The sequence below is a fragment of the Methylobacter sp. sgz302048 genome, assembly GCF_052162025.1.
Lineage (GTDB): Bacteria > Pseudomonadota > Gammaproteobacteria > Methylococcales > Methylomonadaceae > Methylobacter.
Map to the genome: position 1 here is coordinate 4,138,823 of NZ_CP197401.1, position 23,429 is coordinate 4,162,251.

22 protein-coding genes are annotated in these 23,429 nt (G+C 53.6%); 11 read left to right on the plus strand and 11 right to left on the minus strand.

From position 1 onward, the window contains the following. Nucleotides 1-78: 78 nt before the first annotated feature. Both ACTNE6_RS18580 and ACTNE6_RS18585 read right to left on the minus strand, forming a co-directional pair. On the minus strand, nucleotides 79-1,602 hold the full coding sequence (locus tag ACTNE6_RS18580) for a hypothetical protein (RefSeq protein ID WP_442497816.1): 1,524 nt from the start codon (nucleotides 1,600-1,602) through the stop codon (nucleotides 79-81). A 171-nt stretch (nucleotides 1,603-1,773) separates the two neighbouring features. Beyond that, nucleotides 1,774-3,270: an OprO/OprP family phosphate-selective porin gene (locus ACTNE6_RS18585; RefSeq protein WP_442497817.1), complete on the minus strand. Its 1,497-nt coding sequence runs from the start codon at nucleotides 3,268-3,270 to the stop codon at nucleotides 1,774-1,776. Between the two features lie 375 nt (nucleotides 3,271-3,645). On the opposite strand from ACTNE6_RS18585, the gene ACTNE6_RS18590 reads away from it, so the two are divergent. The 5 genes from ACTNE6_RS18590 (at nucleotide 3,646) to zwf (ending at nucleotide 9,275) form a co-directional block, all read left to right on the plus strand. Continuing rightward, complete coding sequence (locus ACTNE6_RS18590; protein ID WP_442497818.1) at nucleotides 3,646-5,034, plus strand: hypothetical protein; 1,389 nt, start codon at nucleotides 3,646-3,648, stop codon at nucleotides 5,032-5,034. 119 nt (nucleotides 5,035-5,153) lie between these two features. Next, nucleotides 5,154-5,708 (plus strand): FMN-binding protein, encoded by a 555-nt coding sequence (locus tag ACTNE6_RS18595; RefSeq protein ID WP_442497819.1) that lies wholly within the window; start codon nucleotides 5,154-5,156, stop codon nucleotides 5,706-5,708. After that, on the plus strand, nucleotides 5,708-6,220 hold the full coding sequence (locus ACTNE6_RS18600; RefSeq protein ID WP_442497820.1) for a hypothetical protein: 513 nt from the start codon (nucleotides 5,708-5,710) through the stop codon (nucleotides 6,218-6,220). The genes ACTNE6_RS18595 and ACTNE6_RS18600 overlap by 1 nt, the downstream gene beginning before the upstream one ends. Nucleotides 6,221-6,336: 116 nt before the next feature. Next, a complete protein-coding gene (gene gnd / locus ACTNE6_RS18605) occupies nucleotides 6,337-7,782 on the plus strand; it encodes a decarboxylating NADP(+)-dependent phosphogluconate dehydrogenase (protein WP_442497821.1) in 1,446 nt (481 codons plus the stop codon). Nucleotides 7,783-7,790: 8 nt separating this feature from the next. Beyond that, on the plus strand, nucleotides 7,791-9,275 hold the full coding sequence (zwf, locus tag ACTNE6_RS18610) for a glucose-6-phosphate dehydrogenase (protein WP_442497822.1): 1,485 nt from the start codon (nucleotides 7,791-7,793) through the stop codon (nucleotides 9,273-9,275). A gap of 73 nt (nucleotides 9,276-9,348) precedes the next feature. On the opposite strand, the gene ACTNE6_RS18615 is transcribed toward zwf, so the two are convergent. From ACTNE6_RS18615 to ACTNE6_RS18630, 4 genes are all read right to left on the minus strand, one after another. Beyond that, a complete protein-coding gene (locus ACTNE6_RS18615) occupies nucleotides 9,349-9,792 on the minus strand; it encodes a DUF4383 domain-containing protein (protein ID WP_442497823.1) in 444 nt (147 codons plus the stop codon). A gap of 254 nt (nucleotides 9,793-10,046) precedes the next feature. Then, the gene (gene mtnC, locus ACTNE6_RS18620) at nucleotides 10,047-10,721 is read right to left on the minus strand and encodes an acireductone synthase (protein ID WP_442497824.1); all 675 of its coding nucleotides are present in this window, start codon (nucleotides 10,719-10,721) and stop codon (nucleotides 10,047-10,049) included. Beyond that, nucleotides 10,718-11,275: a 1,2-dihydroxy-3-keto-5-methylthiopentene dioxygenase gene (locus ACTNE6_RS18625; RefSeq protein WP_442497825.1), complete on the minus strand. Its 558-nt coding sequence runs from the start codon at nucleotides 11,273-11,275 to the stop codon at nucleotides 10,718-10,720. Before ACTNE6_RS18625 ends, mtnC begins: the two co-directional genes overlap by 4 nt. Continuing rightward, the gene (locus ACTNE6_RS18630; protein WP_442497826.1) at nucleotides 11,272-11,892 is read right to left on the minus strand and encodes a methylthioribulose 1-phosphate dehydratase; all 621 of its coding nucleotides are present in this window, start codon (nucleotides 11,890-11,892) and stop codon (nucleotides 11,272-11,274) included. The genes ACTNE6_RS18625 and ACTNE6_RS18630 overlap by 4 nt, the downstream gene beginning before the upstream one ends. A gap of 221 nt (nucleotides 11,893-12,113) precedes the next feature. On the opposite strand from ACTNE6_RS18630, the gene ACTNE6_RS18635 reads away from it, so the two are divergent. From ACTNE6_RS18635 to ACTNE6_RS18650, 4 genes are all read left to right on the plus strand, one after another. After that, a complete protein-coding gene (locus ACTNE6_RS18635; RefSeq protein WP_442497827.1) occupies nucleotides 12,114-13,343 on the plus strand; it encodes an NADP-dependent isocitrate dehydrogenase in 1,230 nt (409 codons plus the stop codon). 211 nt (nucleotides 13,344-13,554) lie between these two features. After that, nucleotides 13,555-14,694 carry an efflux RND transporter periplasmic adaptor subunit gene (locus ACTNE6_RS18640; RefSeq protein ID WP_442497828.1) on the plus strand — a complete coding sequence of 380 codons (1,140 nt, stop codon included), beginning with the start codon at nucleotides 13,555-13,557 and terminating at the stop codon, nucleotides 14,692-14,694. Next, nucleotides 14,691-15,353: an ABC transporter ATP-binding protein gene (locus tag ACTNE6_RS18645; RefSeq protein WP_442497829.1), complete on the plus strand. Its 663-nt coding sequence runs from the start codon at nucleotides 14,691-14,693 to the stop codon at nucleotides 15,351-15,353. The genes ACTNE6_RS18640 and ACTNE6_RS18645 overlap by 4 nt, the downstream gene beginning before the upstream one ends. 348 nt (nucleotides 15,354-15,701) lie before the next feature. Next, nucleotides 15,702-16,019 (plus strand): hypothetical protein, encoded by a 318-nt coding sequence (locus ACTNE6_RS18650; RefSeq protein ID WP_442497830.1) that lies wholly within the window; start codon nucleotides 15,702-15,704, stop codon nucleotides 16,017-16,019. Nucleotides 16,020-16,445: 426 nt separating this feature from the next. Here ACTNE6_RS18650 and ACTNE6_RS18655 read toward each other — a convergent pair whose 3' ends face one another. The 4 genes from ACTNE6_RS18655 to ACTNE6_RS18670 are packed head-to-tail and all read right to left on the minus strand — an operon-like array spanning nucleotide 16,446 to nucleotide 21,382. Next, nucleotides 16,446-18,650 (minus strand): hypothetical protein, encoded by a 2,205-nt coding sequence (locus ACTNE6_RS18655; RefSeq protein ID WP_442497831.1) that lies wholly within the window; start codon nucleotides 18,648-18,650, stop codon nucleotides 16,446-16,448. A 25-nt stretch (nucleotides 18,651-18,675) separates the two neighbouring features. Further along, nucleotides 18,676-19,992 carry a hypothetical protein gene (locus tag ACTNE6_RS18660; RefSeq protein ID WP_442497832.1) on the minus strand — a complete coding sequence of 439 codons (1,317 nt, stop codon included), beginning with the start codon at nucleotides 19,990-19,992 and terminating at the stop codon, nucleotides 18,676-18,678. Between the two features lie 18 nt (nucleotides 19,993-20,010). Continuing rightward, complete coding sequence (locus ACTNE6_RS18665) at nucleotides 20,011-20,793, minus strand: prepilin-type N-terminal cleavage/methylation domain-containing protein (protein ID WP_442497833.1); 783 nt, start codon at nucleotides 20,791-20,793, stop codon at nucleotides 20,011-20,013. A 16-nt stretch (nucleotides 20,794-20,809) separates the two neighbouring features. Next, complete coding sequence (locus ACTNE6_RS18670) at nucleotides 20,810-21,382, minus strand: pilus assembly FimT family protein (protein ID WP_442497834.1); 573 nt, start codon at nucleotides 21,380-21,382, stop codon at nucleotides 20,810-20,812. Nucleotides 21,383-21,556: 174 nt separating this feature from the next. Here ACTNE6_RS18670 and ACTNE6_RS18675 point away from each other — a divergent pair, with 174 nt between their 5' ends. Beyond that, nucleotides 21,557-21,967, plus strand: a complete 411-nt coding sequence (locus tag ACTNE6_RS18675) for a type IV pilin protein (protein ID WP_442497835.1) — start codon at nucleotides 21,557-21,559, stop codon at nucleotides 21,965-21,967. Nucleotides 21,968-21,993: 26 nt separating this feature from the next. Beyond that, on the plus strand, nucleotides 21,994-22,479 hold the full coding sequence (locus tag ACTNE6_RS18680; RefSeq protein ID WP_442497836.1) for a YchJ family protein: 486 nt from the start codon (nucleotides 21,994-21,996) through the stop codon (nucleotides 22,477-22,479). 92 nt (nucleotides 22,480-22,571) lie between these two features. Here the strand turns inward: ACTNE6_RS18680 and ACTNE6_RS18685 are convergent, their stop codons facing one another. Beyond that, the gene (locus ACTNE6_RS18685; RefSeq protein ID WP_442497837.1) at nucleotides 22,572-23,429 is read right to left on the minus strand and encodes an NAD(P)-dependent oxidoreductase; all 858 of its coding nucleotides are present in this window, start codon (nucleotides 23,427-23,429) and stop codon (nucleotides 22,572-22,574) included.

Below are 23,429 nucleotides of genomic sequence, written 5' to 3' on the forward strand. Positions count from 1 at the left end.
GTGCCATGCCTGGCAAGGCCTGCGGCGGTTTAAGCCGCTGTTCAACCTGCACTGATGGCTGGACAACGGCCGCGATTATCAAGGGCGGGCGTCTGGCGCTGTCCTGACTATTTTAAAAGCGGCAACGGTGCCGTTCATTTCATTGGCTGTAAGTAAATAATGATCCTCACCGAGCATGAAATGCGCGATGCCTTCGGGCGACTTGATGTCTTCGCCCGGAATCTTGCCTAATGCCTCGACTTTCGGATGCTCGGGATCGGCTAAGGAAATCAGCATGACCGCTCCCCCTCTCTCCATTCCGACCGCAACCCAGGACGTACCCTCAATATCAAAGGAAACCAGCATTTCCGGCTCGGCGCCTTTCCGGCCGCTTTGACTGTCGAGATAGAGATGGTGCGCAAAAGCCATCTCGTCTAGCTGATTGCCCGTATCGCCGACAAACTTTCCCGTCTTGGTATTGAAGACGCTGATGGTCCGGCCGCCGCTCAATGTCTGGCCTTCGGCTTTGGCTGATGTTTCCGTATCGCCTTCATCCGCTGTCACAAAAAAGCGCCCGTCCTTAGTTAAAGCAATGCCATCGGGTTCCCGCAAGGCGATAATGGATTGGTCGAACTGCACCCAGCCGTCATTCTTTAAGTCAGCCTTATGTGCCGTGACGCCCATATTGTAATAACCCATGACCTTTTCGTTGATCAAATTGACGACAGCGACCTCATTGGTTTCCTGTAGTGTTACAAAAGCCCAGCTTGCATCGGGTGAGATAGCGATATATTCGGGCTCCAGCAAAGTAGGCGCATGGCCGACTATCGGGATCAATATTTTGCGCTCGCCTTTGGCCTCGTTGCCAAAAACCTCAGACTCTTCAAAGCGGCCCAGGCTGACTTTTTTATCCTTGATCACGCCATTGCCGTCAAAATCCATCTGTTTGCTGATTTTTCCATCGCCATTCCAGTCGACTTCCACCTCCAGATAATGACCTTGCTCTTCGATGACAAAACCTTCACGAGTGGTTACATCAGCCAACTTCAGATTATTATTGGCTTCGACCTGGCCGTTCTGGTCCAGGTGGATGATAGAAACGCTGCCTCGGGCTTTGAAAAACTGTTTCTTCTGCTGATCAAACCAGAAATCCTCGCCCTCATTGGCGACCATAACCAAACGGCCATCGGATGACATAACTACCGCGTCCGAACCGAAGCCGGTCTCAACCTTATCAATCAACTCACCCGTTGAAGCAGAACGGATTTCCAGCCGGCCGCGCTTGATACCCGCATCAACGACCGCCGCGAACAGATCGAGTGACGGGTGAAAAGCTACGGAAGTAAACTCCTCGCCCTGGCCTAGCCCTAATGAAAAACGGGCTATCCTGCGCAATTTCTCAGGCTTACTGATATCGAGTACATCGACTTCGCCGGTCTCAAAATTGCTGAGCACCGCGCGCAGTGTAGACTGTTGGACACTGACAATCTCGGTGCCTTTTTCGTAGCCTGAGTAATAAAGTGAGACGGATTCCAGATCCCACTTGGCCGGTACAACCGGTGCCGATACACAAGCAAACAATAAAAGAGTGGAAACCAGGGTAATAATGCTAAAAATTTTCAACGACAACCTCATGGGAAAACCAGACTAAATAGCGGGTATTTTAACCGCTAGCCAGACTTGTTCCTAAACAGATGAAATTTTGTATAAAAAAAAAGCTGCCCTCATAAAAGGGCAGCTTCGTAAGGAGCCTAATTTTACAACAATTTAGAAGGGAACTGACTTTACAATCATTTAAAATGCTACCTGGCCACGCAACATATAGGTATCCAGACCGATATTGTCTCCGGTCAATGGCAGACCAGCCGGTGTAGTTAATGGAGAGTTTTCTATATCCAGTACACGAGTGTAATCAGCCATCATACGGAAATTGCTGTTGATATACCAATTTAAGGCCACCGTTACGTTGGATATTTCACCACCGTGGAAACCACCGTCATTCAGATCAGCTGTCGAATAACGGGTCGCCAGTTCCCAAGCTCCCAAGCCGCCATTTTTCAAACTAAATGGTTTGTTTGGCTCCAGGTATTTAAATACGCCTTCTTTGTATTTACGAGATTCTCCAGTTATGGTCCAGGCCGCCTCAGCATACCAGCCATCCAACTCCAGATTACCGTTAGCAGCCCCATCTTCACGATCTATCCAGGAACGCGTGTATTCCGCGCCGGCAGAGAAAGGCCCATACATACCGGCCGCCTCCAAGCCGAGCATTTTGATATTTTTTATCTTATCAATATTTGTATCGATCAGGTTGAGGTTGGACATATTCGTTGTTTCATAGTCCAGCCGCATTTTTCTATTTTTTGCCACCGTGCCGTCATCGTCCGGCACACGATAGTTACCAGCCAGACCTAAATGCACCAGTTTGGTTTTCTCTTGAATCGGTGCATAAGTGACACGAGATGAAATGCCCCAGCCTTCATCGGCCTTATCGCTATTACTATTAGGCGTGATCGAGTCGCCAAAAACACCTAATGCCGCTGTCCAATTTTCGCCTTTGGAGTTCAAATTAAGACCGATAGCACGATCAACGGTCGGATTGTTCAGAATGTTCATTAATGAACGTTCTGTAAACATCAGATCATTAGAGCTTTCATACAGCTCACGGCTGAAGTTTTGCTTTTGCTGACCGGCCGTGATATGTACCCAGTCAAAACCGGCATATCGCAACCATACATCTTTCATTCTGACGTTGTCATCAGCGAAATCCGCAACAGTTCTAAATTCCCAGTCTTTAAAGAAAGTACCTTGAAATTCCATACGGGCACGGCGGATTTCTGTGCCGTCATTAGCTTCGACGTGTGGGAAAGTGACTTCTCCTGTGTCGCTATCTACAGTTCGCTTGGTGAAATCGTCGCCGCTATGAAATGAGGCATCCGCGTGAATACGACCGCCCAGTTTAAATTTGAAATTTTTATCAGCCGATTCGACTTGCAAGCCTTTTTTATCCATTTTGACTTTAACTTGCTCAGCTTCCTTCATATGCTCATCCAGAGCCTTGAGTTCGTTGTTTTTTAATGCCAGATCATTGCGAATTTCTTCTAGCTCTGCCTTTTGCTTGGAAGCCTCTTCCACTTTTTCGAAAGTCCCTAACTTGACACGGTTAGGACCAGGTTGAGCGAAAATCTGTTGTGTATCTTGATCGACATACAGATCAATAGCAAAAGCGGCAGATGACATGCCCGCCCCCAGAACGGCCGTCACTGCCAAGGTAAGTCTAGAGAATTTCATTATTGCTCTCATTGTTATAGGAAATTGAAGGCGCAAGAATAGGGCAGCGACGTGACAGCTTCATGACGGTTTTATTACAGTTTTGTTACAACACAGCTATGTAAGGGTTGCCTGACAAATTCTTGATAACTAAAGGCACTGATCCCCGCCTTCATTCAGTATGTCTCGATCAGTCTCCGGCATTTTCGTCTCTATTGTCACTGTCATCTCTCGCTCAAAATCAATCCGAAAGGTTGCCAATCGGCAGTCATTCAATACTTACAAAGAAAACCAGGCAGAAGCAACTATTTATCTAAATAAGAATGATTTGCAATAACATAAATATTTACCCTATACTTTGCTCATCGATAATTTAGCGACGGAATGGATATAACAATGAATAACAAATCGTTTTTTAAAGGCGGCGCCCTAACCACGCTGATTGCATTTAGCGCATCGGCCAACGCGCTGGAAAAACCGCAAACCATGGAAGACATGTGGAAGATCATTCAGGAACAGCAGAAACAGATCGATTCGATGAAAGCGCAGATGACTGCCTCGCCGCAGCCGGCCAAGACCGCGACCGCGACTGCGGACGGCAATGTCAAGAGCCTGGAGCGCAAAACCGATGTGCTGAGCAAAGAAGTCGAGAAACTGCGCACCGAACTGGTGATTCCTGAGGAACCGAAATATAAGAGCGCCTATGGCCTGGGCCCTGCGGCATCCAAGGTCTATCAGGTCGGCAAGGGCTTGTCGATCGGCGGTTACGGCGAAGCCAATTACCAGGCCATCGTCGGCAATGAAAAAGGCAAGAAAGACAACGCCGATTTTGAACGTCTCGTGTTATATGCCGGTTACAAATTTACCGACAGCATCCTGTTCAACAGTGAGATCGAGTTTGAGCATGGCTCAACAGACGATGGCGGTTCAGTCTCGGTTGAATTCGCAGCGCTGGATTTCTTTATCGATCCGATGGCCAACATACGCGCCGGTATGGTGCTCCTGCCGATGGGCTTCATCAACACGATACATGAGCCTCCCTTTTACTTCGGCAACAACCGTCCTGAAGTGGAAAGACAGATCATTCCCAGCACCTGGCGCGAAATCGGCGTCGGCCTGTTCGGTGAAATACTGCCTAACCTGACCTATACAGCTTATGTCGTCAACGGCCTGAATGCGGCTGATTTCACTTCGGACGGCATCCGTTCCGGCCGGCAGAAAGGCAGCCAGGCCAAGGCCGAGGATCTGGCGTTTGTCGGACGCGTGGACTATGCGCCCGAAGCCTTGCCGGGGCTGTCAGTCGGCGGCTCGGCCTACGCCGGCAATTCCGGCCAGAACCAGGATTTTGGCGGCCAACAGGTCGATGCCTTCACGCAATTGTATGAAGCGCACGTGCAATGGAAATACCGCGGCCTCGAATTCCGCACACTCGGCTCATGGGGTCATATCGACGACGCGGACGTACTCAGCGCCGCCAAAGGCCAGACGATCGGCTCATCGAATTACGGCTGGTACACCGAAGTCGGCTATGACATCCTGCCGCTGCTGGTCAAGGATACGACCCAGTATCTGGCTCCGTTCTTCCGTTATGAGCAATTCGATACGATCGCCGGCACGCCGACCGGCTTCGCTGACGACGAGACCAAAGACCGTCAGATCTACCAGTTCGGCCTGAACTACAAGCCGATTCCGAACGTCGTGATCAAGGCCGATTACCGCAATTTCACGGCCAAAAAAGGCAATCTGCCTGATGACTTCAACTTGGGATTGGGCTTCATTTTCTAGTGAAGGATCAATGGCGGGCCGATTGAGCCCGCCTCGCCATGCTGTTCGGCCGGAATTTTGTTAAGATACCCGTCCTTTTAACGTATTCAACGACTTTCGGCCCGGTACTGGAGAACTCAATGAAAGTAATCAGAAAAGGCGTGCGGTATATGCTCCTGCTCATGCTGGTCGCAGCCGCCGCCCCAAGTTTCGCCAAGATTTTCTACAGCAAGAACGAAGCCATGGAACTGGCATTCGGCAAGAACGCCCAAGTGGAGCAGTTATCGCTGTTTCCTGATGAACAGGAAGTAGCCAAAATCGAGCAGCTTTCACGCAGCAAACTGGAATCGGGTTTGTATACGTTTTATGTCGGCAAGGAGCAGGACAAGCTACTGGGCTATGCGGCGATTGAAACGGGCACGGTCAGAACCAAGCCTGAGACTTTAATGATCGTGCTGACGCCGGACGGCGCCGTCAGCAATATTGTGACCCTGGCCTTTCACGAACCGCCCGAATATCAGCCGCCCGAACGCTGGTATGAGCAATTGAAAAACCGCCTGCTGCCTGACCAGGATTTCAATAAAGGCGTGCAGGGCATTTCCGGCGCCACACTGAGCACAAGAGCCGCACTGGACAAGGTCCGCCGCGTACTGGCGGTTTATGAGGTCATGATCAAAGACAAGAGTAAAGACTGATGCGATACTTCGTCACCGGCGAACAACAGCGCAAAGCCTTGCTGAATGCGCTGGTCCTGATGTTTCTGGGCTATATCGCCCTGCTGTGGGTAAGCAACGGGCTGATGTACTTTCACCGCATGAGCCTCACGCCCGAATCTGTCATTGCCTATTACCTGGGCTCGGAGGAGCAGTTCACCCAGCCGAGAAGCTATGAAGGCATGCTGGAAGTGTCGCATTTCCACCTGTTTTCGATGGGCATGCTGGCCGTAACGCTGACGCACCTGATGCTGATGACCGACTTTTCGGTACGGCTGAAAATCTGGCTCAGCGGCTTGGTTTATGCATCGGCGATAGCCGATGAGGCCGGCGGCTGGCTGGTCCGGTTCGGCCACCCTTTGTTCGCCTATTTCAAGATCGGCGCCTTTGTGCTGCTGGAATTATCCCTTGCGGCGCTGCTGTTTGTCGTCATTACGGCCATGATACGCGCCCGGGCCCGCATCAAGCAGAGCGGTTCCGAACAGACGGGCTAGCGCCCGCCTTCCCGATTAAAACCCGTGAACCCTTGCCGCCGTCTTAAGTCACAGGACAAAGCGGAGTGTTAAGCTCGCAGGCGACTCCTCAAGTACTGGCACTTAACGGAGGTGACATGAAAGCGAATATCGGTTTAATCGGCCTGGCGGTCATGGGCCAGAACCTGGTCCTCAACATTAACGACCACGGCTTCAAAGTCGCTGTGTACAACCGCACGACCAGTAAGGTGGATGAGTTTCTGGAGGGGCCTGCCAAAGATTCCGCCGTTATCGGCACACGCTCGCTCGAAGAACTGGTCAACAGCCTCGAGACGCCGCGCATCATCATGCTGATGGTCAAAGCCGGCAGCGTAGTCGACCAGTACATCAACGACCTGCTGCCGCTATTGTCTCACGGCGACATCATCATCGACGGCGGCAATTCGCTGTTCACGGACACCCATCGCCGCACGCAAGCCCTGAAAGAAAAAGGCATCCTCTATATCGGCACCGGTGTATCGGGCGGCGAAGAAGGCGCGCGGCACGGCCCGTCCATCATGCCCGGCGGCAACAAGGCGGCCTGGCCCAGAGTCAAGCCGATCCTGCAGGCCATCAGCGCGCAGGTGGAAGGCCAGCCCTGCTGCGAGTGGGTCGGCGACAGCGGCGCCGGCCACTACGTCAAAATGGTGCATAACGGCATTGAATACGGCGACATGCAGTTGATCGGCGAAGCCTACCAGCTACTGTCCGAAGGGCTGGGACTGACAGCCGACGAACTGCATACGCTGTTCTCCGTATGGAATCAGGGCGAGCTCAGCTCCTATCTGATCGAGATCACAGCCGACATTTTTGCCTACAAAGACGAAGACGGCCAGCCGCTGGTCAACAACATTCTCGATGCGGCCGGCCAGAAAGGCACCGGCAAATGGACCGGCATCAATGCCTTGGAGCTCGGCATTCCGTTGACGCTGATCGTCGAATCGGTATTCGCGCGCTCGCTGTCGGCGCAAAAGCAGGAACGCGTCCAGGCCGCACGGCTGCTGCCCAAGCACGCCCATACCTTCAGCGGCGACCGGCATGCCATGATCAATGCCATCCGCCAGGCGCTGTACGCCTCCAAGATCATTTCCTACGCGCAAGGCTTTCGCCTGATGCGCGAAGCCTCGCACGAATACCAGATGGCGCTGAACTATGGTGAAATCGCCCTAATGTGGCGCGGCGGCTGCATCATCCGCAGCCGCTTTCTGAATGACATCAAGCACGCCTTCGATACCGACCCTGACCTGGTCAGCCTGCTGCTGGATGACTTCTTCATCGATGCCATCAAACAAGCCGACCAGGACTGGCGCCAGGCCATCATGCTGGGCATCGAACTGGGCATCCCGACCCCGGCGTTTTCGGCTGCGCTGTCCTATTACGACGGCTATCGCACGGAACGGCTGCCGGCCAACCTGCTGCAGGCGCAGCGCGATTATTTCGGCGCGCATACCTATGAACGCGTAGACCACCCGCGCGGGCAGTTCTTCCATACCGACTGGACCGGGCGCGGCGGCAAGACCTCGGCGTCAACCTATACTGTTTAACAGGCATCATGAGCACCGAACCCTGCACCTACGTCATTTTCGGAGCGACCGGCAATCTGTCGCGGATCAAGCTGATGCCGGCCCTCTATCATCTCGATGCCGAAAAACGCCTGCCCGAAGGCACGCGCATTCTGGGCATCGGGCGCCGGGATTGGGATCAATCCCGATGGCAAGCCGAAGTTAGAGCGATGATTCAGGCCAAGACTAGCGAGAGCCTCGACGAAGCCGTTTTTCAGCGCTTCAGCGCCCGCCTTTATTTTCATAAAGGCGATATCCGGCAGGAAGCCTGTTATGCAGAACTGGCTGAACGGCTCGACTCCGGCCAGTTTCCGCGCAATGTGGCGTTTTACCTGGCTGTCAGCCCGGCCGACTTCGGCATCGTGATGGAACAACTGAGCCATCACCGCCTGTTCGACGAGGAAGACGGCTGGCGGCGCGCGATCATCGAAAAACCGTTCGGTTACGACCTGGACAGCGCCCAATCGCTGCAAAGACGCATCAGCCATTATCTGCATGAAGAGCAGATTTACCGCATCGACCACTATCTGGGCAAAGGCACCGTGCAGAACGTGCTCGTGTTCCGGTTCGCCAATGTGCTGCTGGAGCCGCTGTGGAACCGCAACTATATCGACCATGTCCAGATCACGCACGCCGAAGACATCGGCATCAACGGCCGCGGCGACTACTACAATACGGCCGGCGCCCTGCGCGACATGATCCAGAGCCATCTGCTGCAATTGCTGACGCTGGTCGCGATGGAGCCGCCCGCATCCATGGAAGCCGAAGCCCTGCGCGATGAGAAAGTCAAAGTGCTGAAGTCGATCCGGCCGATACCGAAAGAAGCCGTGCACGCGCATGCGTTCCGCGCCCAATACGCCAAGGGCAGCATCAACGGCGAAAAGGTCGCGGCTTACCTGCAGGAAGAACATATCCCGCCCAGCAGCGTTACCGAAACCTATGCCGCAATGAAGCTGTACATCGACAACTGGCGCTGGCGCGGCGTGCCGTTTTATCTGCGCACCGGCAAGCGCATGGCCAAGGCACAATCGGTCATTTCGATCTGCTTTCGCCATCCGCCATTACAGTTTTTTCGCGGCACAGAAGTAAGCTGCAAGAATCCGAACTGGATATTGCTGGGGATACAACCGGAGGAACGCATCCGCATCGAGATGGCGATCAAGGAACCGGGGCTGGAAATGCGCACGCGCATGAGCTCGCTTGATGCCGGCTTTCGGCAGGAACATGAAACAAACCATGACGCTTATGAAGACCTGTTGCTGGATGTGCTAATCGGCGACCGGTCATTGTTCCTGCGTTTTGATGAAGTCGAATACGCCTGGCGCATCATCGACCCGATCCTGCAAACCTGGGCCATCGAGCGTGACTATATCGCCACTTACCCGGCCGGCTCCTGGGGGCCGCCGGAGAGCCGTCGCCTGTTCGATAAAGAAGGGCAATTCTGGCGCAGTTCACTGACGCCTGAATGCAACTAGGCCGCTCCGATGCTGAAGACAACGAAGCGGCCTAATTATATCAATGTTGTAGGGTACGCATTGCGTACTACACTCAGTGTTGAAGTGTTGGATGATAGACGTGAGCGGGCGGACCATAGCCAAAATAGGCGGCCACCAGTGCTGATAAGGCGTGCAGCCATACGTCATGGCCGAAAATCGGCGCCAGACCAAACAGGGTGCTGGTGGCCGGGATCATGCCGAGAATGGTGAGCAGACCATAAATAATGGTCACGCCGCGCGCAAATATCAGTGATTGATGGCTATCCTTTGCACTCATAATGCCCCAAGCGCCAATAGCCAAGTGCACGAGGTTATGCGCCACGTTAACGGCAAACAACCCCATTAGCCAGCCATACCCGGTATCGATGGCAACCTTAGGCGCATTGATCGGCGGCGCCGTCACAAGGCCGGGTATAAAACCGAGTATGCCGACAACAACGAAAAGAATGCCGTAATACAACGCAAATTTGTCCAGCTTCAGATCTCGCGCGTGCATTTTTCACCTCCTGATTTAGTTGGGTTTAAAATAAACAAGCGTCAGAGTCACTTCTCGCTTCAGTTGGTAGAAAACCCACCGTCTATAAAAATGCCACGATGAGCTAACATACCAAATTAGACACAACGGCACGGCAATCATTCCGTAAAAAATATATATTTTTTAATAAAAATCATACAGATAAGATGAGCTTTAGCTTGGCGCGAACCCGGCATCAGAAACTTTGAAATGCCGGGTTTATCAGTCCGACTCGCTCAGAAACCGATCTGGTCGAAGTTGGCAACCTGCCGGTGCTCGGCCTGCGCATCGGGCGCGCTGTCGCGCGTCAGCCAAATCGTTTTGAAACCGGCCGCGAGCGCGGCATCGAGCTCTTCCTTGATATCGGACAGAAACAAGATAGCGTCAGCCGGCAGGCCCAATTGCGCAGCAATCTTCTCGTAAGAGGACTGTTCGCGCTTGCCGCCGATATGCGTATCGAAATAACCGGAGAACAGCGGCGTCATATCACCGAAGTCGCTATAGCCGAACAGCAGCTTCTGCGCATAGACCGAACCGGATGAATAAACATACAAAGCAATACCGCCGGCGTGCCATTTCGTCAGGTTTTGGACTGCATCGCTGTAAACATGGCCGGTAAAATCGCCCTGCCGGTAGCCGGCTTCCCAGATCAAGCCCTGCAGCGATTTCAACGGCGTGATTTTCCTGTCCTCGTCTATCCATTGGATAAACTGCTTGATCAACTGCTCGGTATCGAGGTCGGCGCCGGCCTCGGCGCGCGCATCATCCAGCAGCGCCTTAACGTCGGTCTCATCGGCATGGCTACGCACAAACTCGGCCAGATGGGCGCGCGCATACGGAAACAACACGTCCTTGACGAAGGACAGCGATGAGGTCGTACCCTCGATATCGGTAACAATAGCTTTAATCATAGCACCGCCACATACTGGTCGTAGGTTGGAAAGTTTTTAGCGATATCGCTGCCGGTAAATTCGGCTACCCAGCCTTCCGGCGTCGTGAACAGACGGATGCATTTGAAATTCGGGTTTTCGCCCATGTCGAACCAATGCGTTGTGTTGGCCGGCACGCTGATCAAATCGCCCTGCTCGCACAGGACGGCATAGACTTTATCGCCGACATGCAGATAAAAAAGCCCGCTGCCCTCGATAAAGAAGCGCACTTCGAAATCGCTGTGCGTGTGTTCGGCAAGGAACTTTTGCCGGAGTATGCCTTTTTCGGGATGATCCGGCCTTAAGCTGATCACGTCGACGGACTGAAAACCGTACTGCTGCTTCAGGCGCGCGATCGAGTCCTGATAGGCGGCAATTATCGCTTCGTTGCTGGCATCGGCCGGCAGTTCGCCGTTGGCGGTCCAGCGCTCGAACTGCACGCCTATGGCATCGAGCTGGTCTTTAATGTCGGTAAAATCGGTATAGAGCCAGCCTTGCTCAGGGGCATTGTCGGCATAGATAGTTAATGCGCTCATGGTTTTCTAACTCCTTGCATGCGTAGTTCACACTCAAATAAAAATTCCAGGGCTTCGAGATGGCGCAGCGCCTCAGCGACGCTGCCGCCCCAGGTATAAAAGCCATGCCCGGCGATAACATAGGCCTGGATGGCACCGTGCATATCGAGATACTGCTCCACTTTGCCGGCTAGGCGCGCGATATTCTGGTCGTTGGCGAACACCGGGATCACAATCCGGGTCTCATGCGTATCGATGCCGCTGAAAGCTTTCAGCAGCTCATAATCTTCCAGCACGATTTCCTGGCCGAAAATGCGCGATGCCAGTGTTGCGTTGACCGAATGCGGATGCAGCACGGCCCGGACTTCGGGGAAGCGCCGGTATATGGAAGTATGCAGCAGGGTTTCGGCCGACGGTTTCTTGCCGTCCAGCGCCTGGCCTTCGGCGTCGACCAGCATGATGTCATCGAGCTGCAAATGGCCCTTGTGCTTACCGGAAACCGTCACAGCGATCGTGCCGTCGGACAGGCACGCGGAAAAGTTGCCGCTGGTGGCCGGCACCCAGCCCTTGTTGTCGATAAAGCGTCCGGCGTCGATCAGCTCTTTGGCCCTGGCAAAAAATTCTTCGGTATAAGTCATCGGTCAGTAAAAGACAGGATAATGAAAGCGGAAAGTTCAGATTTTAACATTTTTGCACGGCAATAATCTTATAGATACAAATTCATCAAGCAGGATAGAGTTTGCAGCCCTGCCCGTTTGTGAAGCATGTGCAGGCTCTACCCTACCATCCTTATAGATACAAATTCCCAAGGATGGATTATATTGATCAGGCCATTACTTCCCTGCGCGAGGACAGTCCGATGAAAAAAATCACCGTAGACCATGCGATAGTAGAACTGGACGGCGATGAAATGACACGCATCATCTGGCATTTCATCAAAGAGCAGCTGATTTTGCCTTATCTGGAGGTGCCGATCGAGTACTACGATCTCAGCATCGAGAATCGCGACAAGACCGATGATCAGATCACGGTCGATGCCGCACAGGCGATCAAAAAGCACGGCGTCGGCGTCAAGTGCGCGACCATCACGCCCGACGAAGCGCGCGTCAAGGAATTCAGCCTCAAGAAAATGTACAAATCGCCGAACGGCACGATCCGCAACATCCTGGACGGCACCGTTTTCCGTGAGCCGATCATCTGCAAAAACGTGCCGCGCCTGGTGCCGAACTGGACGCAGCCCATCTGCATCGGCCGCCATGCCTTCGGCGACCAGTACCGCGCCACCGACTTCGTCACGCACGGCCCCGGCAAATTGACTATCACCTTCACGCCCGATAACGGCAGCCCCGGGCAGGCGCATGACGTTTACCATTTTGAAGGGGACGGTGTGGCGCTGGCCATGTTCAATACCGACGAGTCGATCGCCGGCTTCGCGCGCAGCTGCTTCAACGTCGCGCTCGACCGCGGCTGGCCGCTTTACCTGTCGACCAAGAACACGATCCTGAAAAAATACGACGGCCGCTTCAAGGACATTTTCGAGGCCATCTATAAGGCCGAATACCGGGACCGCTTCGCCGCGCAAGGCATCACCTACGAGCATAAACTGATCGACGACATGGTCGCCTCGGCCTTGAAGTGGAGCGGCGCTTTCGTCTGGGCCTGCAAGAATTACGACGGCGACGTGCAGTCCGACACCGTGGCCCAGGGCTTCGGCTCGCTGGGCCTGATGACCTCGACGCTGGTCACGCCGGACGGCAAAACCATGGAAGCCGAAGCTGCGCACGGCACCGTCACGCGCCATTATCGCCTGCACCAGCAGGGGCTGCCGACCTCGACCAATCCCATCGCGTCGATTTACGCCTGGACGCGCGGCCTGGCTTTCCGAGGCAAGCTTGACAGCAACCAGGCCCTGATCGATTTTTGCCGGACACTGGAAAAGGTCTGCGTGGAAACGGTCGAGTCGGGACAGATGACCAAGGATTTGGCGCTGTGCATTCATGGCGATCAGCTTAATGAATCGCATTATCTGAACACCGAGGACTTTCTCGACACCTTGCGACGCAATCTGGAGAGCGGCTTAAAACAATGAATACAGCTATACTCTTGTGGGGCGAAACTTGTAGGGGCGAATCCATTCGCCCATGAGCTCCTGTTGTTGGCAGTCGCCTTTATGCCGGAATGGGAGACCATTGTAGGGCGACTTCGCCTAGAGCGCCTACTTTTGGCAGGTCGCCCATGGCGAATACCCAAAGGGCACAAGTGAATTCGCCCCTACATTTTTACTGCATATTATTTGGTTAATGAATAAGAAAACCCTCATTTTCATTCTGATCGCCATCGCCATTGGCGGTGCTTATTTTGCCTTGCGGAAGACCGAACCCGTTACGGTCAAAACGGCGGTAGTCGAGCGGGGCGAAGTCAGCGCCACAGTTTCCAATACCCGCGTCGGCACGATCAAGGCCTGCCGGCGCGCTTATCTGGCGCCTGCGACCGGCGGTCAGGTTGCGGAACTGCATGTCAAGGAAGGCGATAAAGTCAAGCAAGGTCAATTACTGATGGAAGTCTGGAACAAGGATCTGAAAGAGCAAATGAAATTGCAGCAGGCCCAGATCAAGGAGAACCAGTCCACGGCCAAGCAAACCTGCCTGATGGCGGCCAGCGCCCAGCGCGAGGCCGATCGTTTGATCCGTCTGCAGCAAAAAAATCAGTTTGTGTCCGAAGAGCAGGTCGATATCAAGTCCACTGAAGCCAAAGCCAAGCACGCCGCCTGTGCCGCTGCCCATGAAGCCATTACCGTCAGCCGGGCCAATCTTGATTTCACACGCGCATCCATTGACCGCACGCTCGTGCTGGCGCCTTTTGACGGCACCGTCGCCGAAATCAATGTCGAGCTGGGCGAATACGTCACGCCCTCGCCGCCCGGCATTCCGACCCTGCCGGCCATCGATCTGCTCGACGTCAGCTGTCTTTATGTCTCAGCGCCGATCGATGAAGTCGATGCGCCGAAAATCAAAACCGGCATGAAAGCCTGCGTGTCGCTTGATGCCTTCGGCAGCGAGAAACGCTGCTCGGGCACCGTCAGCCGCATCGCGCCGTATGTACAGGAGAAGGAAAAACAGGCGCGCACGGTCGAAGTCGAAGTGAAGCTGACCGATCCGCGAGACCTTCAGGATCTGCTGCCCGGCTATAGCGCCGACATCGAAGTGCTGCTGTCCGACAAGCGCCAGGCGCTCCGGGTGCCGGCCGAAGCGGTGCTGGACGGAAACCGCGTCCTGGTCCTAAGAGATGACGGCGTGCTTGAGGAATGGACCTTCGAGCCAGGCCTGTCCAACTGGAATTATGTCGAAGTGCTGTCGGGTCTCAAGGCCGGCGACAAAGTCGTGCTATCGGTAGGCCAGGAGGGCGTCAAGGCCGGAGCGCATGTGCGCGAACAGCCATGATCGAGCTGAAAAACATCCACCGCTACTTCCAGGTCGGCGAGCAGACCGTCCATGCCCTCAACGACATCAATCTCACCATCGACAAGGGGGAATACGTGTCGGTCATGGGTCCGTCGGGCTCCGGCAAGTCGACACTGTTGAACGTCATCGCGCTGCTCGATCAACCGTCATCGGGCCGCTATCGCCTGAATGACCGCGACGTGACCCAGCTCAGCGACGATGAACTAGCCAAGGTCCGGCGCGAGAACATCGGCTTCGTATTTCAGTTTTTCCACCTGATCCCGCGCCTGACGGCCGCTGAGAATGTCGAAATGCCGATGATCCTGGCCGGCGTCCCGCCAAAAGAACGCAAACGGCGCGTAGCCGAAGCGCTGGCCGATGTCAACCTTCAGGATAGAGCCAGCCACCGGCCGGACCAGCTCTCGGGCGGACAGCTCCAGCGCATCGCCATCGCCCGCGCCATGATCATGCGTCCTGAAATCCTGCTGGCCGACGAACCCACCGGCAACCTCGACAGCAAATCCGGCAGCGAAATCATCGATCTGCTGGAAAGCCTGAACCGGCAAGGCGTGACGCTGATGATCATCACGCATGACCAGCATATAGGAGACAGGGCGCGCCGGAAGATCCGCATTGTCGATGGGCAGATCAGGCCATGATTCAAGCTGTGCAGGCCGCCTTGGATCTGTGTAGGCTGGGTTGGAGCTTTAGCGGAAGCCCGGCATAAGCGGCTCCGAATGCAGGGTTTATCAACCCCGTCTACCCGGCTGACAGGCCGAGTGAGTCCTGTCTAATTGATATTACGCACAAATCGATCTCTGTGCTGTTTTAGTGTTATTGCGCAGCATCAGTTATATAGCCAGCTTAACGCATTGAGTCATATGCCATATCGATTGCGCCATATAACACAGTTTTATTGATTAAGCCCGGAACCGGCAACAAAAAATCAAGCAATTCAAATAGCTATGTATTGGCATATTAATTGCCATGTTTATCAGTGACTGTGTTTGGAAGCAGCAGGCCGGCAATTGCCCGATCTCGGACTAACTGCGACGCCCGCCAACGACACCAACAATCCGGCTTTGGCCGACTTTCCATCTGTCACGAGAGTATTTATGCAGCGCTACTATTATTTTTTCGCTTATCTACTGAGCCTGATCGTGGCGTTAAGCATCCATGACGCCCATACCGCACCAGAAGACACAAAACCCGAGACCTTCAGCTTCACCGAGCAAACCGACGTCAAAACGCCGGCATCAGACAGCAATAGCGGCGGCGTTGGTGGAATCGACTCCCGGATCGCCGGCCTGAAGCCCAACAATTAAATGCTGTCCGAGCTTATCCGCCAATCACATGCTTGCGCTTTCGCCCGGAATTTATTTGGCGAATCCAGGGGGTAAAATCAGAACTTCCAGAACAATGCTCCAGGCTTCCAACGCAAAATCCACCACGATCACCACACACTCGCTCAGCGTGGCGCGTTAGGCAAGCTCCAGATGCCAGGATGCGTCTTCCTTCCTTCTTACCGGAATACGTTAAGGATAGCGTGTTCCGGTTTTCCAAAAGTCTCAAAAATTCCTGCAGGGTCGAATTCACTTGTGCCCCTTGAGGGTATTCGACCCGAAGCACTCTCCAGCCTTACAGAATAGTTAACCCTTCCGAAACGTCAGGCGTTGATTAACGGCTCCACTTAACTCAAACATCACAGAAACGAAAAGGACGGGATTGCAAATCCCGTCCCGCCTGAGGGATTAACAATTAGTGTTTGATTTTGTGATTGTAATGTTCTTAGTTGCATTTCCGCTCACATTGCCCAGATCGATGAGCAAACTTCCGTTTAGCGATGTAGTTGCGCCATCGGACAGTTGGTGCTTCTTGTTGCCATTACCCGCTGAACAGGTAGGGCTGATGGCAACGGTGAGATGGTTATCGCCGCTGGGAACAATGCAGCTATAGGTTGGAGCCATGCCCGCACTGTGTCCTCCGGTCAGTGTGCAAGCTCCCATGTTGGTATCAACAGCTACCGTGACCGTTGTTAAATTATCAACTTTATCCTCAATACTTATAGATCCGCTGATGGTATAGGTCGGGACGTCATTCGCAACAAAAGGCCCCGGAACTGTGATCGTCGTACCTGACGCCCCCGTCAGGGTCACTGCTTGCGTGGCAGGCTCTACCGCTGCGCTTATTACTGAGGTCGTCGCTGTCAGCGTGGCAGTAGTGGGATCTGCTGCAGTCACAGTACAGTTATAAGTGTAATTGCCGTCGCCATTAGGCGTTGTAGGGCACTGAATGCCTGACGGATCAAGCGAGATTGAAACTGAACCTGCCGCTGCACCCATAATAATTCCCGTAACGGTATAAGTCGGGTTGTTCGAAGGTGTAAACGATAAGGTACAGCCGCTTGCCGTATCCAGCGAGAAGCTGCAATTCTGCGTTTCGCCATTATAGCTGCCACTGACGGTGAGCGATGTCTCAGCCGTGGTAACGTAGCAGGTGTAGGCAGTCGTTGTGGCCGTGCAATTACCACCGAGCACAGTGACAGTCGGCGCGCTGTTGGCATTCTCTACCGTGCCGGCCACCGTATAGCTCGTGGCAGTACTGCCTACGCAATAACTGGTATCATTAGCAGGATCAAAGACATTGTTATCCGTAATATCGCGCTGAATATTTTTAGATGCCAGCTTAAATCCACCAATAGCAGTTGCTTGTGCAGTGCACTCATTGTGCATGCCTTTTGCGTTTTGCTGGCCATTGACGATTAAAAAGTCATGACAACTGTACGGCTTGTTTATGCCCTCATTAAGGCCATTATTGCGCGTATAGTAATTTCTTGCCGTATCAAGCGTTGTAGCAGTCCCTGCCAGCTCTTCTGCAAAGCAGACATTTTTGCCATTAGGAGCAACGCCCAGCAACCCCACTTTGCCGCGCCAGCCGCCGAGGCCGACCTTGGCTGCACTAAAAGTGGGATTAGGACATTCCGTAACAGGCACTGTGCCACTTACTGCGGTGCCGGCTGGGCCAAATTTACAGTTGCCGCCAACGTAACATACATAAGGCGCGCTTTTAGCTCCGTCTATCGGATCAAAAACGCAATAGGTGCCGCTTTCCGTCGCATTAAAAGTAAATAAATTGACATCCAGCAGTGTCGCACTGTTATTAGCATCGGTCGCCGCTGAATGAACAATGCCTCTGATCGGAATGATAACGCCGCCATTGAAACGGATTTTCGGAATGCAGTAACTGGTAGCCACTGTAGATTTCTCAAACAGTTCAATCGCTTCGTCACCGACCGCGCCGTCTCTATCGACACGGCGAGTATATAAGTCGTGTTCAAAAGGCGTTAAAATACCACAGCTATATACCCGGGCAGCTTTCGTACCGCTGGCGCCAACCAGATATTTTTTGCCATTGTAGTCATAAATGCTGTTTGGTGTTTGCGCTTGAGGAAGATCGATGATCTCCGGATCAATTTCCTCTGAGGAATTGGCATTCGTGCTGGGGTCGTCAGTATCAACACCGCTGTTTTGCCCTTGAGCGCCAATCCCTGATGCCCACACATCTTCAAACGCCACGACGCTTTGCACGACCACCTGCCCTTTGGCCCAACTGCAGGTTGCGCTGATTTGTTTCCGGGCGGGACCGGTCAGGTCCTGCACGACCCAACCTCGGCTGAAGGTTTCGTTCGTGCCTGTAATAGTCTCGTTTGCGGCTGAAGATGCAATCGCATCATAGCCTGATGCGCCTGTTTTTTCGATCCTGTCCCTGAGTTCCTCGATCTTGGTGTCGCAGAGCGCTTTGGCTTCCGCGCGGGTTTTATTCAAACCGCTGCCATTCATCAGGTCGCCTTGCAGGGACGCGATCGCCAGCAGGCCCACGGCAACGACCACAGTGGTAATCAATACTTCTATCAGGCCGATACCGATGCTGTTTTTTATCGGGTTAATTGATTTCATTGCTGTATCCTGTTTAATTTATTGATTACCAATCTTTCCATGAACCCGGAACAATCATGCCGGTACCCACTATAAACGGCGGCGCCTGATCGTCTCCCCCTATAGGCACATACACCAGCTTCAAAGTACCGCCACCGCCGCTGGCTGTGTTGCTCTCGCCTATCACGGAACCTTTTACAAGCGCGCCGCCGGCTATCTGTATGCCCCCTGTTATATAAATCACGCCATAAACAGCCGCGCCCCCGTTTAAAGTTAAATCGCCATCTACAACCAAGATCGAAGGATTGGTGGGGGTTCCGACTATATCGCCGGCATTCAGCGTAAGATTCCCGTCTATCCAAATAATCCCGGTCATGCCATTGGGGTTTGTTACTCCCGCCGCATTGGGTAGTTTTTGATTAACGTTTTCAGCCGCCTTCATGAGCTGGGTCCTGGTCAGCGCAAAGAACATATCAAAAAATTGATCTGCGGTTTTACTGGATAAGGTCGCGTCATCGGTGATGATATCGATGCCCGCGCCGGCCGCGTTATTGGATACCATTTGTGTGTTCGGGCCGGGGTTTTCGGGGTCGCCGCACGGCCCCACTTCACAGTCACTGTTTAACTCGGCCTTGGTGTAATCGCTGGTTTCCGTGTTTGACGGCCTTAAATAAGTGGCAAAAGCCGCGCCGCTGATGTCATTGGGTCCTCCTGTCCAGATGCTGCTGTTGGTGTAGCGGTTAATGATTGTCGCATTACCGAATACGCCCACCGAAGCCTTGCTGACGAACGGCTGTTTGGGGCCGTCGCCGTTATCAAAAATATCAAAAGTGCCCATGCATTGGGTTACCGTGCGAACGGCGGTGCCATCGTCGCTCCAGCCTTTGGCGGTCACCAGGGCGCGAGTCATGTTTTTTCCTAACGTTCCAAAGCAGTCGCCATCCCCATCACTGTCTATCGTCTTGGAAGCATCGGCCTGGCAGTCGCAGGCATTGTCATCGCTGTTGTCGAAATAAAACTGTGCGGAGGTGGTTTGCGTGCCGGCGGTCAGATCATCAGGATCAAGAGAAAATGGCGAGGCGCTGGTGTAATCAACTAACCCATCAGCCCCGGCGTCGCCTGTATCGTTATCTATTTGATCCAGCCCGCCGGTCATAAAATAAGCCTCTGCCTGATTCATGGCCGCACTGGCCGCCGCCGTCGCCTGACTGGTACGGTAATTGTCGGCGGTGACTTTTGTTTCTACGAGCACTTCTTTGGAAGTGAGCAAAATGACAAGGGTGATACTGATCAACAACACGAGGGCCGTTAATAAACTTGCGGCGCCCTGCTGGCTCTTGAATCTGTGCGTTATCGTTTTCATGAAGGTTCCCTTGATTCTCTATGGCTGTCTGAAGATATGATCGTTTCTGACTTTAACCGTACTGCTCAGGGTCTTGGTAACAGTCGGATCAGCATCCAGCGCGCCCGTTAAGTGAATATCAACCACGCGTTTTACGGAAATGTAATCGCCTGCATTGGCTACGGTGCAGGTTACGCCGGTATTGGGCGCAGCGCCTGTGGTAATGTTCAGGCAGCGCGAAGTGCCGTCCAATGCGGGCAAAGCGGGGTTAACATTCGCGACGGCCGCCTGCGCCGCCATGGCAACGAAACTGAATTGAAGATTGGTGATGTTCAGCTGATTGCCTTCTATAAATCCATCCCAATTGTCATCGGGATTGGCGCAGTTGGTAGTGTTAGCGCCCCCCGAGCGCATTTGAATGGAATTGTTGGTAAATCTGAATCCATAAAATTCGCTGGCATCGACCGTGCCATTATTGTTTGCATCGTAACTATATAAAATGCAATTGCCGCCGATTATGTTTAATCGGGTTGCAGCGGCGGTAAAGGGGTTGGGATCATTGACGGGAGCGCCGCCATTGGCCACATACGCTATATGCCAGTTGTTGATTACCGCGCCGCGCCAGTAGCCCGCGCGCTTGATGTCGTTGACCATGATTGTCATGACCGATTCCAGATCATGATTGAGACGCACCGACCTGACAGTATCGGTACTGCTTCTGACCGTGGCGATGTAAATGGCAATGGTTGCCCCCACAATGATCAAACCCAGCAATAAGGCAATCATTATCTCGATGAGCGTAAAACCGGATTGTTTTTTCATGTCGGCTTTCTCCTGATCAGCAATTCGGGTATCCGGTCGAACCTTGTTCATTACAGATTCTTACGCGTCCAACGGGCGCTACGACCACCTTTACTTCATAATTGGATGAAATCATTTCCACACTTCCATGGCTTAAGCTGTTATTGCTTCTTCTCGCTTCACCGCGTCGAAAATCGAATTCTGCTACGGTTTCAGGCGCGCTAAAGAAATCAGGATCATCCATTTTGGTTCCGGCATACTGTGCGCTGCTTACGGTTTTTAAATTGCAATTGGCAGTGGCTGCGGCGGGGCACCCATGGCTGACGTGCTGAAGAGCGCATGCGCTGCCGGCAGCAGCAGGCGGTATGTAGATCTTGTAAGACCAATTGGCGCCTTCGGTAAAAGAAGCCCGAAGATTGCAGCTTTGTTTTATGGATTCGGCGCGCATCCATTGCAAGTCGGATTTCAACCCTTCAGCCACTTGTTTCAGCCGGTTCCGTGCCAGCATGTCTCGGTAAGAAGGCACAGCCAGCGCCGCAATAATGCCCATGATGGCAATGACTATCATCAGTTCAATCAGCGAGAAGCCTGAACTCCCTAATTTTTTCATATCTGATCCCCTTTTTTTGTTTGTGGTAAGTATAGATGGGTATCGGTTTTTGGCAGGAGCGCTGGACGCCGCTTATCGGCTGAATTGGAACGCTAATCGGCTGGCCTTCATGACGCGGGCAAATATGGCCGGTTATGCTATTCTTAATGAAATAAAAATTTAAAAGGAGAATCAATGAAGACGTTTAAACGATTTGACGGATTTACTCTGATAGAATTGATGATAGTGGTGGCTATTATCGGTATTCTTGCGGCAATTGCTTATCCTTCCTATACCGAATACGTGACACGCGCCAAGCGCTCAGACGGGAAGGCGGGATTGTTGCAAGTGCAATTGGCCGAAGAGAAATGGCGGGCCAATCATGCAGCTTACACGACCGATTTGACCAATGCCGGATTAAACCTCGGCACTTCTTCGCCCGACGGCAAATATACGATCAGCATTACCGCTGCCGATGCCAATGGCTATACCGCTACGGCCACACCTACATTCACCGATGCAAAATGTGGCACCCTACAAATTAATCAAGCAGACGTCAAAACCGAGTCGGGCTCAGACACGGCTGCAAATTGCTGGGGCAAATAATTCTTTTCTATATCGATTGACTTGAAATGACTGATCAACAACATTGTCTTTGCGGCTCCGGCCTCGATTATGCCGAATGCTGCGGCCAGTATCACCGCGGAGAAAAAACCGCGCCCACCGCCGAAGCGCTGATGCGTTCACGTTTTACCGCTTATGCCCGCCAGGATGAAGCTTATTTGCTGGCAACCTGGGATGCGAGCACGCGGCCGGCGGCGGTCGACTTTTCCAGGGAAAAAGCCGAATGGCAAAGACTGGAGATCACCGGCACTAAAAAAGGCGGCCTTAAGGACAGCAAGGGGATCGTGGAATTTAAAGCGTATTTTCTGCAGGACGGCGAGGAGCATGTGATGAACGAAGCCAGCCGCTTTGTCCGGAACAACGGCCGCTGGTTTTACCTGAACGGCATCGTGAAATCGATAGGCAAGGTCGGGCTACAGACCAACCAGGGCAAGAATGCGCCATGCCCCTGCGGCAGCGGCAAGAAATTCAAGCGCTGTTGCGGGGCTGACTGATCCGGCCGATTTCGTAGGGTACGCACCGCGTACCTTCCCTGGCTTTGATGCACTTACAATGCGTTGAAAATGGTACGCAATGCGTACCCTACTCATAGCTTGTTTTTCAGCCGGTACAGCGCCGAAATATCCTCATCCCCAAGCCCCGCCGCCATCAATTGCTCATAATCGGCCAGCGTCATGTCGATCATCGTGGTCGATGCGCCGATCTGCCGGGCCATGGCCTGGCAGATTTTCAGATCCTTGTGATGCAGCGCCAGCTTGAAGCCCGGCGCGAAAGTGCCGCGCGTCATGGTCGGACCGCGATGCTGAAGAAACCAATTGCCGGCCGCGCCGCCGGAGATGACTTCGATGACTTTGTCCATCGGCAGGCCCTGCGTCTGCCCGAAGGCCAGCGCCTCGGTCACGGCCTGATTGATGCCGGCGGCCATGATCTGATTGACGGCTTTCGTATTCTGGCCCGCGCCGGTCGGGCCCATGTGCATGATGCGGCTCGCCATGGCCGCCAGCACTGGGCGGACTTTTTCCAGGGCATCGGCGTCGCCGCCTATCATCATGGCCAGCGTGCCTTTGTTGGCGCCTTCGACGCCGCCCGATACCGGCGCATCGAGGAAGGCAGCCTGTTTTTCGGCCAGTATCGCGGCGGCTTTCCTGGCCGTCTCGCTGCTGACCGTGGACATGTCGACGACGATCGATCCGGGCTTGATGGCGGCAGCGACGGCATTGACGACATCCAGCACATCCTGATCGGCGGAAACGCAGATCAGCACGGCATCGACATCAGCCGCCAGTGCCTGGGGCGTTGCATAAGCGGTTACGCCCAGACCTTCGGCCAGACTTTGCGCCGTTGCCGCCGTGCGATTGTAAACGGCCGTCAGATAGCCCGCCTTGGCGAGATTTCCGGCCATGCCGGCGCCCATCGCGCCGAGTCCGATCATGCCTGCTTTCAT

Coding starts and splice junctions, on each gene's coding strand:
- ACTNE6_RS18660 (WP_442497832.1), bottom strand. CDS start 19,992: ATGAAAACGATAACGCACAGATTCAAGAGCCAGCAGGGCGCCGCAAGT.
- gnd (WP_442497821.1), top strand. CDS start 6,337: ATGAAAGCGAATATCGGTTTAATCGGCCTGGCGGTCATGGGCCAGAAC.
- ACTNE6_RS18625 (WP_442497825.1), bottom strand. CDS start 11,275: ATGAGCGCATTAACTATCTATGCCGACAATGCCCCTGAGCAAGGCTGG.
- ACTNE6_RS18635 (WP_442497827.1), top strand. CDS start 12,114: ATGAAAAAAATCACCGTAGACCATGCGATAGTAGAACTGGACGGCGAT.
- ACTNE6_RS18630 (WP_442497826.1), bottom strand. CDS start 11,892: ATGACTTATACCGAAGAATTTTTTGCCAGGGCCAAAGAGCTGATCGAC.
- ACTNE6_RS18680 (WP_442497836.1), top strand. CDS start 21,994: ATGACTGATCAACAACATTGTCTTTGCGGCTCCGGCCTCGATTATGCC.
- zwf (WP_442497822.1), top strand. CDS start 7,791: ATGAGCACCGAACCCTGCACCTACGTCATTTTCGGAGCGACCGGCAAT.
- ACTNE6_RS18685 (WP_442497837.1), bottom strand. CDS start 23,429: ATGAAAGCAGGCATGATCGGACTCGGCGCGATGGGCGCCGGCATGGCC.
- ACTNE6_RS18665 (WP_442497833.1), bottom strand. CDS start 20,793: ATGAAAAAACAATCCGGTTTTACGCTCATCGAGATAATGATTGCCTTA.
- ACTNE6_RS18600 (WP_442497820.1), top strand. CDS start 5,708: ATGCGATACTTCGTCACCGGCGAACAACAGCGCAAAGCCTTGCTGAAT.
- mtnC (WP_442497824.1), bottom strand. CDS start 10,721: ATGATTAAAGCTATTGTTACCGATATCGAGGGTACGACCTCATCGCTG.
- ACTNE6_RS18655 (WP_442497831.1), bottom strand. CDS start 18,650: ATGAAATCAATTAACCCGATAAAAAACAGCATCGGTATCGGCCTGATA.
- ACTNE6_RS18670 (WP_442497834.1), bottom strand. CDS start 21,382: ATGAAAAAATTAGGGAGTTCAGGCTTCTCGCTGATTGAACTGATGATA.
- ACTNE6_RS18615 (WP_442497823.1), bottom strand. CDS start 9,792: ATGCACGCGCGAGATCTGAAGCTGGACAAATTTGCGTTGTATTACGGC.
- ACTNE6_RS18585 (WP_442497817.1), bottom strand. CDS start 3,270: ATGAAATTCTCTAGACTTACCTTGGCAGTGACGGCCGTTCTGGGGGCG.
- ACTNE6_RS18640 (WP_442497828.1), top strand. CDS start 13,555: ATGAATAAGAAAACCCTCATTTTCATTCTGATCGCCATCGCCATTGGC.
- ACTNE6_RS18590 (WP_442497818.1), top strand. CDS start 3,646: ATGAATAACAAATCGTTTTTTAAAGGCGGCGCCCTAACCACGCTGATT.
- ACTNE6_RS18645 (WP_442497829.1), top strand. CDS start 14,691: ATGATCGAGCTGAAAAACATCCACCGCTACTTCCAGGTCGGCGAGCAG.
- ACTNE6_RS18595 (WP_442497819.1), top strand. CDS start 5,154: ATGAAAGTAATCAGAAAAGGCGTGCGGTATATGCTCCTGCTCATGCTG.
- ACTNE6_RS18675 (WP_442497835.1), top strand. CDS start 21,557: ATGAAGACGTTTAAACGATTTGACGGATTTACTCTGATAGAATTGATG.